Genomic DNA, 1,584 nt, shown 5'->3' with positions numbered 1-1,584 from the left:
AGACGATATGAGAAAGCCATTGGGGTCGCCTCCCCCGCGGCGCAGCTTCTTTCCGCGGGCTCAGGGTGCCACAATGGGCTTTGAGTATCGGCCCGTGCGGTAGCCCTTACCGCACCTGCGGGGAGGAGGCTTCCCATGCCCCATGTTACCTCCATCGGACTGGACGTCCACGCGCGATCGGTCGCCGCGGCGGCGTTCAACCCCTTCACCGGCGAGGTGGTGCACCGCGACTTCGGCACCGACGCCGCCGAGATCGCCGAGTGGGCGCTCGGGTTCGAGGAGCCCAGGGCCTGCTACGAGAGCGGCCCCACCGGCTTCCACATGGCGCGCGAGCTGCGCGCCCTCGGGCTCGACTGCGCCGTGGCCGCCGTCTCCAAGATGCAGAGGCCCGCGGCGGACGCGCGCCGCAAGAACGACCGGCGCGACGCCGAGTTCATCGCGCGCATGCTCGCCACCCACAACATCGTCGAGGTCCCGCTGCCCGACGCGGCGGTAGAGGCCGCACGGGACCTCGACCGCGCCCTCGACGACGCGACCCGCGAGCTCCGCCGCTCGAGGCAGCGCCTCAACATGTTCCTGATCAGGCTGGGCCACGTCTGGGACGAGCGCAACGCCGACGGGGCAAGGAGGAAGGCCTGGACGAGGGCCCACTGGAGGTGGGTCTCGGAGATCAGGCTCGAGGGGCCGCAGCGCGACGCGCTCGAGTACTACGTCACGGCCGCCCGCTGCGCGGAATCGGACAGGCGGCAGCTCGAGAGGAGGGTCGTCGCGCTGGCGGGCACCGACCGCTGGCGGGCGACGGTGGAGGCGCTGTCCTGCATCAAGGGGATCGACACCCTGACGGCCTTCAGGCTCGCGGCGGAGGCCGGGTCCTTCAGTAGGTTCCGCTCGGCGCCGGCATTCGCGAGCTGGTGCGGGCTGACCCCGTCGGAGCACTCGAGCGGCGAGTCCGAGCGGCGCGGCGGGATAACCAAGGCCGGCAACGCGCTCGCGCGCACGGCGCTCATAGAGTCCGCATGGCACTACTCCGCGTGCTCCCCGAAACCCAAGGCCCCCGCCCCCGGCACCGACGTGCCCCCGGCGATACGCTCGAGGGCGGACGACTGCACCGCCAGGCTCCACCGCCGCCGCGAGGCGCTCGCGGACGCCGGCAAGCCGGCCTGCAGGGCCAACGCCGCCGTGGCGCGCGAGCTCGCCTGCTGGGTCTGGGAGATAGGGTGCAGGTCCGAGGGGACCATCCTCTAGCGGGCGGCGACAACCGACTCCCGCCGGGAGGGCCCGCGCCTCGACGCATCGCCGGCGCGAGTTCACGACCTTTTTTATGGGCAGCCCCCGGGCCGCGCCCGACAAAAGACTGGATTCGCACGATCGCGCCGGACGGAGAATCGAAATGCGGTGGGGTGCGCGGACATACCGGGCTGACTGCCGGAAGCGCACCCGCAAGAGCCCGCGGATATTAGCTTGCCAGGCAAGCGTCGACTAAGCCATGCAGCGTGCGCGGGCCCTCCCGACGGGAAACGAAAAAGCCCGGTTTCAAACCGGGCTCGAACGAACATGCCTATTGACAATGGCTTTCTCATATTA

The 1,584-nt window shown here is 70.4% G+C and carries 1 protein-coding gene; it reads left to right on the top strand.

Annotated features, from left to right (window positions below; genetic code table 11):
- Positions 1 to 135 precede the first annotated feature (135 nt).
- Complete coding sequence (locus ACESUZ_RS10025; protein ID WP_373199905.1) at positions 136 to 1,245, top strand: IS110 family RNA-guided transposase; 1,110 nt, start codon at positions 136 to 138, stop codon at positions 1,243 to 1,245.
- Positions 1,246 to 1,584 lie beyond the last annotated feature (339 nt).

Origin of the sequence: Collinsella aerofaciens ATCC 25986, from assembly GCF_964239575.1 — a bacterium.
Classification (GTDB): Bacteria; Actinomycetota; Coriobacteriia; order Coriobacteriales; family Coriobacteriaceae; genus Collinsella; species Collinsella aerofaciens_BQ.
Note: the sequence above shows the minus strand (reverse complement) of the source record. Positions and strands in the feature narration are given on the sequence as shown.